Raw genomic sequence first — 16,175 nt, 5'->3', positions numbered from 1 at the left:
CAAAGAGTACTCGAAATTGACCAATGATGCAACAAGAACGTTTAATTACTCAGCAGCTGCTTCAACAACTTCAACTAGAGTCCAAGACTTAGTTTTAGAAATTGGGCGGCTTTCTTTAATGGTTACAACATCGCCAATCTTAGCAGTGTTGTTCTCATCATGAGCATGTAACTTTGTTGAACGGCGGATTGATTTGCCATACAACGGGTGTTGAACACGGCGTTCGATAAGTACAACAATAGACTTGTCCATTTTGTCGCTTACTACTTTGCCTGTTAACGTGCGGACTGTATTATTACTCATTGTCCGTTCCCCTGTTTTTCGGTGAGGAGGGTCTTAATACGAGCAATCGTCTTACGAGTAAGCGCAACTTCATGCGATTTACCCAACTGACCAGTTGCTTTAGCCATACGAAGACGGAATTGGTTTAGCTGTTGCTCATCAAGCAAAGCTGTCAACTCTTCTACCGACTTTTCACGTAGATCTTTAGTTTTCATTACATTACCGTCCGAGTCACGATAGTGGTTTTAAACGGAAGCTTTGCAGCAGCAAGCGTAAACGCTTCACGTGCTAATTCTTCGTTCACACCATCAATTTCGTACAAGACTTTACCTGGTTTGATTTGGCAAACCCAGTATTCCACAGAACCTTTACCTTTACCCATACGAACTTCTAATGGTTTTTCAGTAATTGGTTTGTCTGGGAAAACACGGATAAAGATCTTACCACCACGTTTAATACGACGGCTGATTGTACGACGCGCTGCTTCAATTTGACGTGCAGTCATTTGACCACGCTCAATTGATTTAAGTGCAATAGTACCAAAAGATACTGTGCTACCGCGATGTGCTAGACCAGTGTTACGGCCTTTTTGCACCTTACGGAATTTAGTACGCTTAGGTTGTAACATGGATTATTCTCCTTTTTCAGCAGAACGATCATTGCGACGACCACGACGCTCTTGACCTTCACCACGACCGCGACCGCGTTTAGCTGGACGTTCTTCAGCAGGAGCAGGGTTCATGACTTGTTTCATGCCACCTAAAATCTCGCCACGGAAAATCCAAACTTTAACACCAATCGTACCGTAAGTAGTCTCAGCACGCATAGTAGCATAGTCGATGTCTGCACGAAGTGTATGTAGAGGTACACGACCTTCACGATACCACTCAGTACGCGCAATCTCAGCACCGCCTAAACGACCTGAAACTTCAACTTTGATACCTTTAGCACCAGCACGCATAGAGTTTTGTACCGCACGCTTCATAGCACGACGGAACATTACACGTTTTTCTAATTGAGAAGCAATTGCTTCAGCAACTAAACGAGCGTCTAAATCTGGGCGATCGATTTCATTAATGCTTACTTGCGCAGGAACACCCATAATAGATGTCAATTCGCGTTGTAATTTTTCAATGTCTTCGCCTTTTTTACCGATCACGATACCTGGACGAGCAGTGCTAATCGTTACTTTAGCAGCGCCTGTAGGACGTTCGATAAGAATATTGCTAACCATTGCATTCTTAAGTTTTTTAGTCAAAAACTCACGAACTTGCAAATCTTTAAGCAAGTATTCAGCGTATTGTTTCGGATTCGCATACCAGTTAGCGTTATGACGTTTCACAACCCCTAGGCGGATACCGATTGGATGAACCTTCTGACCCATATCAAACCCCTACCTTAACGGTGATGTGACAAGTACGCTTAGTAATACGATCTGCACGGCCTTTAGCACGTGGCATAATACGTTTAAGGCTCATGCCTTCATCAACGTAGATCGTAGAAACTTTAAGGTCGTCTACATCTAAACTGTTATTATGTTCAGCGTTTGCAATCGCAGATTCCAATGCTTTTTTCACTAAAACTGCAGCTTTTTTGTTGCTGAAGTTTAAGATATTTAAAGCATGCGCAACAGATTTGCCGCGAATTAGATCTGCAACCAAACGTGCTTTTTGTGCCGAGATAGCGGCACCGCGTAATTTAGCAGTTACTTCCATCATAGCACCCATTAACGTTTAGACTTCTTATCAACACCGTGACCACGATAGGTACGAGTTGGCGCGAATTCACCTAATTTATGACCAACCATATGTTCAGAGATAATCACTGGAACATGGTTACGGCCATTATGTACAGAAATTGTTAAACCAACAAAATCCGGGAGGATCATCGAACGACGCGACCAAGTTTTGATCGGCTTACGGTTATTAGCTGCGATAGCCGCTTCAACCTTAGCGAACAAGTGCGCATCGACGAATGGGCCTTTTTTCAGAGAACGAGGCATTGTCAGATTCCTTTACTTGTTACTTAACGCGACGGTCGCGAATGATCATCTTAGTCGTACGCTTATTGGTACGTGTCTTGTACCCTTTAGCTTTTTGACCCCATGGGCTTACAGGTTGAATACCTTTGCTACGCCCTTCACCACCACCGTGTGGATGGTCAACCGGGTTCATCGCCATACCACGAACGGTAGGACGAACGCCACGCCAGCGAGCTGCACCAGCTTTACCGAGTGAACGTAGGTTGCTTTCTTGGTTAGAAACTTCACCAAGAACTGCACGACATTCAACGTGTACTTTACGCATTTCGCCTGAACGAAGACGAATGATTGCGTAAGAACCGTCACGACCCAATAACTGAGCAGAAGTACCAGCAGAACGCACTAATTGAGCGCCTTTACCGATTTTAAGCTCGATATTGTGAAGAGTAGAACCAATAGGCATGTTGCGAAGTGGCAAGCAGTTACCTGGACGAATTGGAGCATCGTTACCAGACTGTACTTTATCGCCAGCACGTAAACCCTTAGGCGCAATAATATAGCGACGTTCACCGTCAGCATACTTCAACAATGCGATGTGTGCTGTACGGTTAGGATCGTATTCAATACGTTCTACAACAGCAGGGATGCCGTCTTTGTTACGTTTAAAGTCAACGATACGATAGTGTTGTTTATGACCACCACCAACGTGACGAGTTGTAATGTGACCGTTATTATTACGACCACCAGTACGTTTTTTAGCTTCTACCAACGGTGAGTAAGGAGCGCCTTTGTGAAGGTGATCATGAACCACTTTCTCTACAAAGCGACGTCCCGGAGACGTTGGCTTACATTTTTGAATCGGCATAATTTTCGTCCTTATTCCGCTGCGCTTTCAGCGGTATCGCCCAAGTCAGCCATTTCAACATCTTGGCCAGCTTTCAGGGTGACGTATGCTTTTTTAACATCAGAACGACGTCCTAATGTTTTACCAAAGCGTTTAGTCTTACCTTTAGTGATTGTTGTATTTACTTTAACAACTTCAACACCAAATAATTGTTCAACAGCTTTTTTGATTTCAAGCTTATTTGCATTTAATGCAACTTTAAACACTTGAACACCAGCAGTTTCACCTAAAACTTGTGCTTTTTCTGAGAAAACAGGTCCTTGAAGGACTTGATATAAACGTTCGTTGTTCATCCGAGTTCTACCTCAATTTTCTTAGCAGCAGCAACAGACATAACAACTTTATCGAACGCAATCAAGCTAACAGGATCAATTGCTGTCGCATCAACCACATCTACGTGTGGAAGGTTACGTGCAGCAAGATATAGATTCTCATCTACAGCTTCAGTCACGATCAATGCGCGTGTAGCATTCAAGTCGTTAAGCTTAGCAAGTAACTCTTTAGTTTTTGGAGCTGCAACAGCAAACTCTTCAACTAATACAAGACGATCTTGGCGAACAAGCTCAGCTAAGATACATTGCATAGCACCGCGATACATTTTGCGGTTTACTTTTTGAGACCAGTCTTGTGGACGTGCAGCAAAAGTTTTACCACCGCCAACCCAGATTGGGCTACGAATAGAACCAGCACGAGCGCGGCCAGTACCTTTTTGACGGAATGGTTTTTTACCACCGCCAGCAACATCAGCACGTGATTTCTGAGCTTTTGAACCTTGACGACCGCCTGCTAAATAAGCAGTAACGACTTGGTGTACAAGCGCTTCATTGAATTCACGACCGAACGCAACTTCTGATAATTCAACCGCAGAGCCGGAAACAGTATTTAAATTCACGTTATTTCCCCTCAGGCCTTGATCGTAGGACGAACGATGACGTCGCCACCAGTAGCACCAGGAATCGCACCTTTAACAACAAGAACTGAACGTTCTGTGTCAACAGATACAATTTCAAGACCCTGTACAGTTACGCGTTCAGCACCTAAATGGCCAGCCATTTTTTTGCCTTTAAATACGCGACCAGGAGTCTGGTTTTGACCAGTAGAACCTAAAACACGGTGAGAAACCGAGTTACCGTGAGTAGCATCTTGCGTACGGAAGTTCCAACGCTTTACACCACCTTGGAAGCCTTTACCTTTAGATTGACCAGTAACGTCAACAATTTGACCTACTGTAAACAAATCAACGGTAAGCGTACCACCAACTTCACGACCTTCAAGATCAGCTTCTGTAGCGCGGAATTCTTGAACTAAACGACCAGCAGCAACACCCGCTTTAGCGAAGTGGCCTTTTTGAGCGTTAGTTACGCGAGATTCGCGACGTTCACCAGTCGTGATCTGAATCGCTTGATAACCATCAGTTTCAAGCGTTTTGATTTGTGTGATGCGGTTAGGATCAACCTCAATCACTGTTACAGGTACAGAAACACCAGCATCCGTAAAGATACGTGTCATACCGCACTTGCGACCGACTAAACCAATAGCCATGTGCATAAACCTCTAAAAAAGCGGCTTAATTAACTTAGAGTGTTAATTAACCGTAAGCCTTAACCCAATGCGATCTGAACATCAACACCAGCTGCAAGATCCAACTTCATCAATGCATCAACAGTTTTGTCTGTTGGTTGAACGATGTCGATCAAACGTTTATAAGTGCGGATCTCATATTGGTCACGCGCATCTTTGTTTACGTGTGGTGATGTCAAAACGTTAAAACGCTCAATGCGAGTTGGCATTGGAATTGGACCACAAACTTGTGCGCCAGTACGTTTTGCTGTTTCTACGATTTCTTGAGCAGATTGATCAATTAAACGGTGATCAAAAGACTTAAGACGGATACGAATTCTCTGGTTAGACATACCAGTTAACTCCAAGCCAAATATATAAAGAATCACCCTTGACGCATCTCACCCCACTTATTAAGGGCAAGTGTCAAGAGCAGTGAATATCACTAAGGTCGTGATCGATGCCACGACTGTAACGATGTTAACTGCTTTATTCGCAGCCAACCCCTTTATTTAAGGGTCGCTTATCATAACAATTGTTTAATGCATAAGCAAATATATTTTAGGTTTTTATCATGCTTTTTCATCAAGGAAATGATGATATTTTATACGCATCATGCTCCTGTTTATTCGCTGTTCTGCTTAAAACATAAGCAATTGCTTTATTCAAAATTTGATTACCCTGAATAAAAATTTCTTTGGGTGATTGCCTTAATTGCTTGACGGACTGTACATGTTGCCCTGAAAAAGTTGCCAGCTCATCAACATTGTCTAAAAATAAATTCAAGCTATTCGATGTGATTTCTGGATGAAATTGAAAACCCAACACATTTTTACCCAATTGATACATTTGATTACGACACATTTCATTCTGTGCCAAATGTATCGCACCCTTAGGCAACTCAAACGTTTCACTATGCCACTGAAGTACCAATAATTCATCTGGCAGTTGAAAACAATCGTGTGGGATATAATCTACTTTTTTAACCGCTGTCCACCCCAATTCCTGTACCGTATTTTTGCTCACAGCCGCACCCAAAGCATTGGCGATGAGTTGCCCACCCAAACATAAGCCTATTGCCGGCTTTCCAGTTGACAAATAACGGCGCAACCAGCGTTTTTCCGTTTTTAACCATGGATAATTGGCTTCATCATTCACACTTTGCGCGCCCCCCATAATAATAAGCAAATCAACCTGATCTATTTCAGGTAATGCCTCAATTTCCAAGGGATGATCAACAGGTAAAGCAAAAAACTCTGTTGCAGTAATATGTGCATTCATTTGTTTTAAATAGTCAAAACAACTACCAAATCCTTCACCAGCAATATGCTGAAAATAATGTACTTTTAATTGTTTAGCCATCTGTTTTACCTATTGTTATTACATATAGCATTCAATTTGCAAAAATGAAGCCAATATCTGCGATAGATTCATTTTGTTACAGCAATACTTCTTTTTATGTTCATCTTTAGGTATTTTCTGTTCAACCCTTTTTTATTTTAGTATTTTTTGGGATTTCATGATGAAAACAACCCCACAAACCCAGCGCATTCATGCACCAAGAAAAGCGCCTCAATATATCAATACCATTCAACCTCCCCTATTTCGTGCATCTACCATTATTTTTAAAAATACCGATGCACTCTTTAATCGCCATTGGAGTGATGATTACGATTATAGTTATGGTACACATGGTACACCCACGACTTTTACATTAGCCGACAATATTGCACAACTTGAAGGAGGACAATATTGTTTACTCACACCCAGTGGTCTTTCTGCGATCAATCTAGTCAATAGCTGCCTATTGAATCATGGCGATGAAGTTTGGGTTGCTGACAATATTTATGGCCCCAACCTAGAACACTTACGCTATCTTGAACAGCAATATGGTATTCAGGTCAAAATTTATAATCCAATTGATGCTGACAGCTTTCAACCATCAGAACAAACCAAATTACTTTGGCTTGAAGCAGCAGGCTCTGTCACATTAGAGTTTCCCAACTTAACCGCACTGGTCCAAAAAGCTCAACAGCATGGTATCGTTACTGCATTAGACAATACTTGGGGAGCAGGCTTGGCATTTAATGCCTTTGATTTTGGTCAGCAACATTTAGCTGTCGATATCTCTGTCCACGCATTAACTAAATATCCTAGTGGTGGTGGCGATATTCTGATGGGTTCTGTCGTAACACGGCAAAAAACATTACATCACCGATTATTTCGCACCCATGCCATTCAAGGTATAGCCGTTTCAGCAGATGATGTTGCTCAAGTACAACGCGGCTTAGCTTCCATGCAATTACGCTATCAACACCAATCAGCGAGTGCGCTCAAAGTGTTAAATTGGCTCAAACAACAACCCTATTTTGCACAGGTCTTACATCCCGCTTCAGCAGATTCAGCAGGTCATCAATACTGGAAAGAAATCTGTAAAAATCAACATAGTGCAGGTTTAGTCAGTGTCATTTTCCAACCACAATATGATCTTGAAAAAATCCGCCAATTCTGTGATCAATTAAGCTTATTTAAACTAGGTTTTAGCTGGGGTGGTCCTGTAAGCCTAGTGATGCTCTATCAAGTTAAGCAAATGCGTCTTTTAGCAAACACACATTTACCAGCAGGTATTTTGGTCCGTTTTTGCATTGGTTTAGAAGATGCAGAAGATCTTATTCAAGATCTGCAACATGCACTACAGTGCCTCAATTAAATGATGATCAGACCAGCAGACACCCCACTTCAAACATGAGGTGGGAATGGCTTAAATTCATAGTTACAAAACACTACAAATACACGCCTGCTCAAATCCTTTTCAGCTCATCAAAATCATGGCAGATTAAGTCATATTCAGCGAATACTGGCTTAAATTGTTTTTTAAAATAATTTAAAAATCAAATTATTAAATAAAAACTATATCCATTTTTTATACCGATTACATCTGAGCATACTCAATACCCTGTCTAGCTCAAATATACTCCTCTACCGTTATCTAACATTTTTAACATACAGTGACTTGTATATTTATTTTTAAAGATGTATTTTAAATACATCTTTAAAAATAGCCAACCGCAAAAGGTCTAGCCATGACACCTGAACATATCCAACTGGTTCAATCTACTGTCCCTGTTTTACGTGAAAATGGTGTAGCACTCACCAGCTACTTCTATCAACGCATGTTAAAAAATCATCCTGAACTTAAAAATACCTTTAACTTGGATCATCAACGTACAGGCCGCCAGCCACGTGCTCTTGCTGCTGCTGTCTTGGCTTATGCTGAGCATATTGAAAATCCTAGTGTGTTAGCGAAAGCGGTGGATCATATGACCACCAAGCATGTCAGTCTAGATATTCAACCTGATCAATATGCGATTGTCGGTGAAAATCTGCTTCACTCGATTAGTGAGGTTTTGGATGTACCAATGGACTCTGAACTGATTGCGGCATGGAAAGAAGCCTATACACAACTCGCAAATCTTTTAATTAGTGTAGAAAAAACCAAATATGATCATTTAAGCCATCAAAATGGTGGTTGGGCTGGTTGGCGTGAATTTGTTATTGAACAGATTACAGCGACAGATACCGGTAAACGCTTTACCTTAATTGCAAAAGACCAGCAAGCCATCGCAGCAGCTGAAGCAGGCCAATCTATTTCTGTACGTGTTAAAGTTCCACATCAAGATTTACATCAACCTTTACAATTTAAACTTATTGAGATATCCAATCAAAACTACTGCTTTGATGTTAAATCAGAAACAGATCCAAGTGAATTTTCAGTGACCAATATCTTAATCCATGATTATCATGTTGGAGATGTTGTTGAAGTATCCGCACCGATTAAAATGTAATTGAATCATCCGCTAGAAATATTCTGGAAAGCTCTAACTTTAGGGCTTTCAATGCTAAAATAAACTGACTGATTAACCGTCTTTATAATATGCAGCTCAATAAATTTACCGATTATGCCCTACGCATTCTCATGTATATTGCGATACCTCAACAACAACCTTATACCATTGCTACACTTGCAACACGCTTACAAGTTTCGCCTAACCACGCCATGAAAATCGTTCATTTTATGGCCAAGCAAGATTGGGTCATTACTAGTCGTGGTAAAGGTGGTGGTATTCGTCTCAATCCCGAGACCAAACAACTCAAACTGGGTTATATGGTTAGAATCCTACAGGGCGAAACCGCCATTGTCGAATGTAACCAACCGGCATGTATCTTAAGGGCCAATTGTGGCCTTAAAAGTATTCTTGATCAGGCACTCGCACAATTTTATATCTACCTAGATCAATATACGTTAGGACAAATTTTAACGCCACAAAAAAGCCATCAAGCTCAATCACATATTGCGATTGAATTGCTCAATATCTCAGATCTTTAAACTTGTCTATTCGCTTGCCAAGCTGACTTCATCTATAATAGTGCTCTGTAAAACATCAATTGAAGTTAAGTTATGCATCCAAACAGAGGCAAATCTAAAAACAGTAAGACAGCTCATGCGCCGAAGCAAAAAATTTCCTATGAAAAAAAGGTTGATCCTGCTATTACTGAATACTCTGTTCGCGCATTAAATTGGTTGCGTAAAGCAGAGTTTTTAATGAGTGCACCGAAACTTGATCTTTGTGTTGAAGATACGGGGTATGAAGTCGCATTTGCAGGGCGCTCCAATGCAGGAAAATCCAGTGCTATTAATGCCTTGACCAATCAAAAGCAATTGGCACGTGCCTCTAAAAAACCAGGACGCACACAAATGATTAACTTCTTTAGTTTAGGAAATCCAGACCAACGCCTAGTCGATTTACCTGGTTATGGTTATGCCGCAGTCCCTGAAGCCATGAAAATTGTTTGGCAAAAAGAATTAGAAAACTATCTAATTCATCGTCAAAGTTTACAAGGCTTGGTATTGCTGATGGATATCCGCCATCCTTTACAACATTTTGACATCATGATGTTGGAGTGGGCGTATTCACGTAAGCTATTCGTTCATGTATTGCTCACCAAATCAGATAAACTTAATCGTGGCCCTGCCTCTAAAGCGTTACAAGAAGTAAAAGCCCAATTAAAGAAAATGAAGTTACAATTTTCAATTCAATTATTTTCATCACTCAATAAACAAGGTCTTGAAGAACTTGCCAGTGTAATGGGAGGGCGCTTAAACTTTACCTTACAACAAGCAACAGAATTTGACTTAGATACGATTGCTGAAATTTCAGAAGATGATCTTGAAGCAGATGAGTGGGATGATATAGATACAGACACCCCACCAAATCAAGCATAATCACGCTCACCCCGTTTAATCTTGACTAAGCTGATCATGCTTAGTCAAGATCACAAAGCATATCGCTTTATATCATGATTTTAATCTGTGCTCATTACATGCTTGAACTGTAAAGCCATGTTATTTTTTTCTAGTGAAGTTCAGTAGCATGGGGCGACTGTTGCGTATGGCGATCAACCACTACACTAATCATCATATCACCTTGTACATTCACTACAGTTCTCACGGTATCCAACAAACGATCAATCGGTAATAAAATGGCAATTGCTTCAGCGGGTAAACCAACAGATTGCAATACCATAATCATGGTCACCATTCCAGCGCTTGGAATGCCGGGCGCACCTAAGGATGCGATCATTGCGGTTAAACAGACAATCAGTTGTTGCCCTATCGTGAGGTCCATTCCCATTAAGTTGGCAATAAATAAGGCTGCGGCAGCTTCATATAATGCCGTTCCATCCATATTCAGTTGCGTACCTAGTGGAATCACAAATCCTACTGTTTCAGGACGTACTGCCAAATTCTCCTGTGCACATTTCATCGAAACTGGCATGGTTGCAGAACTTGAACTGGTTGCAAATGCTGTCACCAATGCCGTACGTGCACCTTTAAAAAAAGTAACAGGGTTCATACGACCAAAAATCCACAGCAATAAAGGTAAAACCACGAGACCATGAAAAATCGTCGTCCCTGTTACCACGACAGCAAATTCAGCAAGGCGACTAAGAATAGAAATATCCTCAGTTGCAACCAGTTTCGCCAATAATGCAAAAATACCAATAGGTGCAAGCTTCATTACCCAACCAATCATCAACATCATCATTGCAAAAAATTGCTGACTCAGTAACTTAATTGTCTGAAACTTTTTACCCCCTTTAACCAATGCTATACCCACCAGCAATGCAAATACCACCACAGCAAGTACATTTGCCTCAGCGAATGCCTTAAAAGGATTGATCAAGGTATTTTGCACAAAATTGGTTAAAAATGATGTTGGCGTAAGTGTATCTGGCGTTTGATAATTATGCATTGCATCTTGAAACATCAAGATATCAACACCTTGTCCAACTTTAAACAGATGAGCGCACAATAAACCCAGGATCAATGCCAAGGTGGTTGTGGTTACACAACAAGCCAGTGTGATTTTCCAAACACGGTTTAATTGTCCTGTCGCCTCCAGATTAGAAACACCAACGACTATTGAACTAAAAATAAGGGGAACCAGTAACATTTTTAATAAACCAATAAAAATACTACTGGCAAGATTTAAACCATATAGACTCGCACTCACCCACGCACTGTCTGGATCAAGATTTAAGATCCCTCCAAATGCAACCCCTAGAACAGCAGCAATCAATATTTGTGTATTTAAACTCATCGTCATTGACTTTGTTTATCCTTGATTTGACTCACACTATGCCATGAGCAATACACAGAATCGAGTATTATTTTACGCATAAAAAAAGCCGATATTTCGGCTTTTTAGCGATCTCAATCCCTACTACTGTGATTCAATTTCCCTTAAACGAATTAGGCCTTCTTGCGTGGTACTACAAACCAATTCACCGTTTTGCCACATACGACCAAAATTTAAACCTCTTGAACTCACCGTAATCGTCGCCTCCATATCGTATAGCATAAATTCATCTACACGAAATGGCTTATGAAAATACATTGCATGATCAATACTGGCACACTGTAAACTCGGCGAAATATAACTTAAACCGTGAGGGCGTAATGCAGTCGTCATCAAGGTAAAATCAGAATAAAATGCAGCAATCGCCTGATGCAAAGAGGTTTCATCGACAGCAGGAAGAATTTTATCATGCGTACGAATATAATGCGCATATGCAGGTGCCTCAGGTTGAGGCATGAAAGGATTAACAGGCATTACCGGTGTAATTTCAACCAGACGATCACGCATAAAACTTGCACGCACATTTTCCGGAACAAAATCAACCAACTGCTTCTTAAGCTCTGCCTCATTTTTGAGACTTTCTGGTGCAGGATATACTGGCGCTGCAACCTGATAATTTAAGCCATCCTCTTCAGAAGCAAAAGAAATCATCGCTGTAAAAATAACACGACCATGCTGAATGGCACGAACTTGCCGACTGACAAAGCTTTTACCGTCACGTAAGCGATCAACCTCATAAATAATCGGCGTATTAACATCGCCACCATATAAAAAATAGGCATGTAATGAATGTGCTGGCCGATCAGTGGTATACGATGCTGCTCTTAAGGCCTGACCCAGAACTTGTCCACCGAATACACGTTTTCCGACTAAATTTTTACTTTGACCACGAAAGATATTCTCTTCAAGCTGTTCTAAACTAAGTAATTCAACCAATTCCTGAGTTAATTTATTCATAAGAGACCTATCTCAAATCACCATACCATACAACACAAGATCAACCGAAAATCCTGCCATATTGCTGTAATTTTTCCATAAAAAAATTACTTACACTACAATTAAAGCACTGTAATCATAGGTATAAATCACGCTAAAATGATGATTTATACAATTTTCTATTATGTTATTTTAGCAAGACTTGATTATTTTGTTAAAAATAACAGATAGTTTTTGCTTAGTTGTATACAAAATACTATCCTTTTATTTTTTCGTCATCCGTTTATCTCAGTAGGAGTTTCTATGTCCAAGCGTGGTTTTGGTCAAATTTATCGTCAGCTTTCCACTAAGCTGATTGACCTTGTCGTGAGTCCACAAGTTCTTGGTGAAGTTCCTCCACAGCCTGTTACACCCCATGACATAGCATCAGCACCATCACAAAAAATTGTCTGCTATGTATTACAAAATCATTCTCGAAGCAATGCATTAGTGGTCGATAGTGAAACACGACGCTTAAAACTCCCACCGGCTTTAGATCCACTGATTATCGGCACACATCAAGAAAAAGCCTCCATCTTATTTTTACAATATAATACGCAAAACAATTTATCAGCAGCACCCACTTTACCGCCACGTCTACTCAGATTGGTAGAACAGCTCGATCAAGAACATGAACTAGATATTGAATTAATACCAGTGACCATTCTTTGGGGACGTGCACCAGATAAAGAAGATTCTCTACTTAAATTATTATTTACCGATACATGGAGTACACCAGGTACCGTTAAACAACTGCTCAATATTGGCTTACATGGTCGCCAAACCTATCTGGAGTTTCATCCAGCACAGTCTTTACGCCACTTAATCAATGAAGCGAAAAGTACCCATCCCAATATTTCAGCTGCAACATACATTGTCACGCAATTAAATAACTATCTGGACAATCAACGTGAAATTGTCCTTGGTCCTGATTTATCAGATCGTCGCAATGTTATGCATACCCTGATCAAATCACCCGATGTTCAAAGTGCAATTCGCCATGAAAGTATTCGTCGTAAGACCAGTATTGCAGATACTGAAAAGAAAGCCATTGGCTTCTTAAATGAAATTGTTTCTGATTACTCACATTCTACTGTTCGTTTTGCATCACAAGCCTTAACACGCTTATGGACACAGCTCTATGATGGTGTTGAAGTGCATAATTTTAGTACTGTACGTGAGCTGGCCAAAGATTACGAAATTATTTATACCCCATGTCACCGCAGTCATATTGATTATTTACTTTTGTCATATGTGATTTATCAACGAGGACTGATGGTGCCATATATCGCAGCAGGCGATAACTTAAATATGCCATTTGTCGGGCAAATTCTACGTGGTGGCGGTGCATTTTTTATTCGCCGTACCTTCCGCGGTAATGCATTATATACGACTGTATTTAAAGAATACTTATATAGCATCCTCTCCAGAAATACACCACTAGAATACTTTATCGAAGGTGGACGCTCACGTACAGGACGTTTGTTGCCGCCAAAAACAGGAATGCTGGCAATGACCGTACATAGTCATTTACGCGGTCGTGCTAAACCCATTGTATTTATTCCAACCTATATTGGTTACGAACGTCTTATGGAAGGTTCAACCTATGTCGGTGAAATGAATGGCAAACCTAAAGAAGCGGAATCCATTATGGGGATTTTAAAAACCCTAAGAAAAATTGAACGTATTTTTGGTAAGGTACATGTCAATTTTGGTGAACCGGTATATTTAGATGATATGTTGAAAAAACATGATGCCCAAGACATACAGATTGAAAAAAATGATGATCCTATACCGCCCGCTGTTTCTCATGCAGTAAATAGTGCAGCGCATACCATTTTAGAAAATATTAACAGTGCAGCAGTCATTAATCCAGTTTCCCTGTTATCACTGGTTTTACTGGCAACACCTAAACACACCTTAGATGAAGAAATCTGTATTAAACAGTTAGATACCTATCGTAACTTACTGACTAAACTGCCGTATGATAGCCGTACTCAAGTCACACCACTTTCTGGTAAAGAAATTATTGCCTATGGCCTTAAACTCAAACTGATTAAACGTGTACATCATGTTTTGGGTGATATTATTGCGATTGAAGATGGCCAAGCCGTACTGTTAACCTACTTCCGCAATAATATTCTACATGCCTTTATCTTACCGTCTCTAATTGCAGCACTAGTTAAACATAATGCGATCATTCAACGACAAGACTTAGTGAATGTTATTGTAACGCTCTATCCATTTTTAAAAGCTGAATTATTTTTAAAATGGCAAGAAAATGAACTAGCTGCTGATATTGACGCTTATACACAAGCTTTACTTGATGCCAAATTAATCAGCGAGGATACACAGGGACATCTCATCGCTCCTGCACCAAATAGTGAAAATGATAACCAATTATCCGTATTGGCAGCACCCGTTACTCAAAGCTTAGAACGTTATTACATGACGCTGGCCTTAATCACTCAACGTGGCTCTGGCAATATTTCAACACGTCAAGTCGAAGAGCTCAGTCACTTGGTTGGCCAGCGCCTATCCGTGCTCTATGAGTTTAATTCGCCAGAATTTTTTGATAAAGCCTTATTCCAAGGATTTATCAAAGTACTGACCCAACAAGGCTATATTCGTAATAATGAAGACAATGCTATTGTATTTGATGAACAGTTTAAGAATGTAGCGCAATATGCCAATCTGGTCTTAGATGAAGCAACACTACAAATGCTCCAACATATTACCTCATTTACCGATGAAGAATTAAAAGAAGCTTTAGATGCTTTAGCAGAACAGCAAGCTAAAAAACGCTTAAAACGTAAGAAAAAATAATCATCCTCATCTTCATGTCTTGAATCAATCACAGCGAAGCCATACCACTTAAAGTGGTATGGCTTTTTTATCATATGATTTTTGATTAACTGTCAGGCGTTGTTACATCATCAGGATTGAACACCTTGATCCAATAATGCCTGATAAGACTGAAAACAGTCTGGATACTGTAATATAAAGCCACTTTCTAGCATGTGCTGTGCATATATTTTTTTACCTGACTCAACATCAGAAGTTAAATATAATTCAGGTAATGTCAATTGTTGCTGAAACCAAATTATAATCTGATGTAAAGGCAATGGTCGATGATCACTACAAATATACGATGCGAGCGGATTTTTGATATGAATTAAATGTACCAAAAATCGTGCTAGATCATCAATATGAATCCGATTTGACCAATGAATACTCGGATAAGTTAAGGTATTTTCTGCCAGTTTCACCATACGAGTGATACTATTGCCATAAATCCCTGTGGGCCGAACAATAATACATCGTTCAGCAAATGCAGCCCGATAGTGATTTTCCATCGCAATCAAAATCTCAGCTTGTCGATCACTGGCAGCTATTGCAGTATCATCACCAACCACTCCTCCGGCTGCTTCGGCATAAACACGTGTAGATGAAACTACAATGATTCGCTGAACAGGATGTGTTTTTAAAGCACTTATAATGGGTGCCACAGAATCCAAATAGGTATTTTGATAGGCATCTACACCACTTTGTGATGGTGATAATAAAACATAAACAACATCTACAGGTGCAATCGCACTTAAATCTAACTGATGTACATCCTGAATCAGATGATTCGCATATAAATCTATTTTTGCTGTTTGACTTATTGTGGTAATTTGATAACCATCACGGGATAACTGTTTTGCAACACGCTGGGATGTTTTACCATAACCAATAAATAAAATATGCATTTAACATCACACCATAGATC

The 16,175-nt window shown here is 40.2% G+C and carries 19 protein-coding genes and 1 pseudogene; 5 read left to right on the top strand and 15 right to left on the bottom strand.

Translation table 11 applies throughout. From position 1 onward, the window contains the following. Positions 1-45: 45 nt before the first annotated feature. From rpsQ to QSG86_RS06210, 12 genes and pseudogenes are all read right to left on the bottom strand, one after another. Positions 46-303 carry a 30S ribosomal protein S17 gene (gene rpsQ, locus QSG86_RS06265; RefSeq protein ID WP_317030709.1) on the bottom strand — a complete coding sequence of 86 codons (258 nt, stop codon included), beginning with the start codon at positions 301-303 and terminating at the stop codon, positions 46-48. Beyond that, positions 300-497: a 50S ribosomal protein L29 gene (rpmC, locus tag QSG86_RS06260; RefSeq protein ID WP_004650482.1), complete on the bottom strand. Its 198-nt coding sequence runs from the start codon at positions 495-497 to the stop codon at positions 300-302. The genes rpsQ and rpmC overlap by 4 nt, the downstream gene beginning before the upstream one ends. Further along, on the bottom strand, positions 497-910 hold the full coding sequence (gene rplP, locus QSG86_RS06255; protein ID WP_067669331.1) for a 50S ribosomal protein L16: 414 nt from the start codon (positions 908-910) through the stop codon (positions 497-499). Before rplP ends, rpmC begins: the two co-directional genes overlap by 1 nt. After that, positions 850-1,666, bottom strand: a pseudogene (gene rpsC / locus QSG86_RS06250) (30S ribosomal protein S3). Before rpsC ends, rplP begins: the two are co-directional and overlap by 61 nt. 1 nt (position 1,667) lies before the next feature. Beyond that, positions 1,668-1,997, bottom strand: coding sequence for a 50S ribosomal protein L22 (rplV, locus tag QSG86_RS06245; RefSeq protein WP_001982638.1), 330 nt, complete (start codon positions 1,995-1,997; stop codon positions 1,668-1,670). A gap of 11 nt (positions 1,998-2,008) precedes the next feature. Continuing rightward, on the bottom strand, positions 2,009-2,284 hold the full coding sequence (rpsS, locus tag QSG86_RS06240; protein ID WP_004673001.1) for a 30S ribosomal protein S19: 276 nt from the start codon (positions 2,282-2,284) through the stop codon (positions 2,009-2,011). Positions 2,285-2,303: 19 nt separating this feature from the next. Next, positions 2,304-3,128 (bottom strand): 50S ribosomal protein L2, encoded by an 825-nt coding sequence (gene rplB / locus QSG86_RS06235; RefSeq protein ID WP_317030708.1) that lies wholly within the window; start codon positions 3,126-3,128, stop codon positions 2,304-2,306. A gap of 11 nt (positions 3,129-3,139) precedes the next feature. Continuing rightward, a complete protein-coding gene (gene rplW, locus QSG86_RS06230; protein ID WP_054580377.1) occupies positions 3,140-3,460 on the bottom strand; it encodes a 50S ribosomal protein L23 in 321 nt (106 codons plus the stop codon). Beyond that, complete coding sequence (rplD, locus tag QSG86_RS06225; RefSeq protein WP_317030707.1) at positions 3,457-4,059, bottom strand: 50S ribosomal protein L4; 603 nt, start codon at positions 4,057-4,059, stop codon at positions 3,457-3,459. The genes rplW and rplD overlap by 4 nt, the downstream gene beginning before the upstream one ends. 11 nt (positions 4,060-4,070) lie before the next feature. Beyond that, positions 4,071-4,709: a 50S ribosomal protein L3 gene (rplC, locus tag QSG86_RS06220; RefSeq protein WP_317030706.1), complete on the bottom strand. Its 639-nt coding sequence runs from the start codon at positions 4,707-4,709 to the stop codon at positions 4,071-4,073. A 59-nt stretch (positions 4,710-4,768) separates the two neighbouring features. Beyond that, a complete protein-coding gene (rpsJ, locus tag QSG86_RS06215) occupies positions 4,769-5,080 on the bottom strand; it encodes a 30S ribosomal protein S10 (RefSeq protein WP_000070912.1) in 312 nt (103 codons plus the stop codon). A gap of 232 nt (positions 5,081-5,312) precedes the next feature. Beyond that, positions 5,313-6,089 carry a type 1 glutamine amidotransferase gene (locus QSG86_RS06210; protein ID WP_317030705.1) on the bottom strand — a complete coding sequence of 259 codons (777 nt, stop codon included), beginning with the start codon at positions 6,087-6,089 and terminating at the stop codon, positions 5,313-5,315. A gap of 160 nt (positions 6,090-6,249) precedes the next feature. Between QSG86_RS06210 and QSG86_RS06205 the strand changes: the two genes are divergently transcribed. The 4 genes from QSG86_RS06205 to yihA all read left to right on the top strand — a co-directional run bounded on the left by QSG86_RS06205 (position 6,250) and on the right by yihA (position 10,011). After that, positions 6,250-7,437, top strand: coding sequence for a PLP-dependent transferase (locus QSG86_RS06205; RefSeq protein WP_317032685.1), 1,188 nt, complete (start codon positions 6,250-6,252; stop codon positions 7,435-7,437). 373 nt (positions 7,438-7,810) lie between these two features. Beyond that, positions 7,811-8,572, top strand: a complete 762-nt coding sequence (locus QSG86_RS06200; protein WP_317030704.1) for a globin domain-containing protein — start codon at positions 7,811-7,813, stop codon at positions 8,570-8,572. Between the two features lie 89 nt (positions 8,573-8,661). Further along, positions 8,662-9,114 carry an Rrf2 family transcriptional regulator gene (locus QSG86_RS06195; protein ID WP_317030703.1) on the top strand — a complete coding sequence of 151 codons (453 nt, stop codon included), beginning with the start codon at positions 8,662-8,664 and terminating at the stop codon, positions 9,112-9,114. A 72-nt stretch (positions 9,115-9,186) separates the two neighbouring features. Then, the gene (yihA, locus tag QSG86_RS06190; RefSeq protein WP_317030702.1) at positions 9,187-10,011 is read left to right on the top strand and encodes a ribosome biogenesis GTP-binding protein YihA/YsxC; all 825 of its coding nucleotides are present in this window, start codon (positions 9,187-9,189) and stop codon (positions 10,009-10,011) included. A gap of 130 nt (positions 10,012-10,141) precedes the next feature. Here yihA and QSG86_RS06185 read toward each other — a convergent pair whose 3' ends face one another. After that, the gene (locus QSG86_RS06185) at positions 10,142-11,389 is read right to left on the bottom strand and encodes a dicarboxylate/amino acid:cation symporter (RefSeq protein ID WP_317032684.1); all 1,248 of its coding nucleotides are present in this window, start codon (positions 11,387-11,389) and stop codon (positions 10,142-10,144) included. Positions 11,390-11,512: 123 nt separating this feature from the next. After that, positions 11,513-12,385 (bottom strand): acyl-CoA thioesterase II, encoded by an 873-nt coding sequence (locus QSG86_RS06180; protein ID WP_317030701.1) that lies wholly within the window; start codon positions 12,383-12,385, stop codon positions 11,513-11,515. A gap of 282 nt (positions 12,386-12,667) precedes the next feature. Here QSG86_RS06180 and plsB point away from each other — a divergent pair, with 282 nt between their 5' ends. Beyond that, positions 12,668-15,229: a glycerol-3-phosphate 1-O-acyltransferase PlsB gene (gene plsB, locus QSG86_RS06175; protein ID WP_317030700.1), complete on the top strand. Its 2,562-nt coding sequence runs from the start codon at positions 12,668-12,670 to the stop codon at positions 15,227-15,229. A 110-nt stretch (positions 15,230-15,339) separates the two neighbouring features. On the opposite strand, the gene QSG86_RS06170 is transcribed toward plsB, so the two are convergent. Next, on the bottom strand, positions 15,340-16,155 hold the full coding sequence (locus tag QSG86_RS06170; RefSeq protein WP_317030699.1) for an NAD(P)H-binding protein: 816 nt from the start codon (positions 16,153-16,155) through the stop codon (positions 15,340-15,342). Positions 16,156-16,175 lie beyond the last annotated feature (20 nt).

This window comes from Acinetobacter sp. SAAs474, from assembly GCF_032823475.1.
Lineage (GTDB): Bacteria > Pseudomonadota > Gammaproteobacteria > Pseudomonadales > Moraxellaceae > Acinetobacter.
The sequence above is the reverse complement of the archived record's forward strand: the minus strand, read 5'-3'. Positions and strand labels throughout refer to the sequence as shown.